1 pseudogene is annotated in these 230 nt (G+C 68.7%); it reads left to right on the top strand.

The features are described 5' to 3' along the window. Window positions 1–230, top strand: a pseudogene (locus tag KVT44_RS57510) (hypothetical protein); the annotation flags it as partial.

Raw genomic sequence — 230 nt, 5'->3', positions numbered from 1 at the left:
GGCCGCCGAGAAGATGCTCCACCTCGACCCGCTGGCCGTCGCCGGCGTCCTCGTCACCGGAGCCACCGTCACCAACGTGTACGGCTTCGAGGGCATCGCGGCCACGCTGGTGCTGGCGTCCGTCTACGTCGTCGCGCTCGTCCCGGACATCCGCGGCAAGAAGACACCGCCCAACGCGGACACGGTCCTTGCGTTGGTCGACGGTTGGCTGGTCGATTACCGCTCTGAGG

Origin of the sequence: Streptomyces sp. GbtcB7 (assembly GCF_019091445.1) — a bacterium.
Lineage (GTDB): Bacteria > Actinomycetota > Actinomycetes > Streptomycetales > Streptomycetaceae > Streptomyces > Streptomyces mirabilis.
Note: the sequence above shows the minus strand (reverse complement) of the source record. Positions and strands in the feature narration are given on the sequence as shown.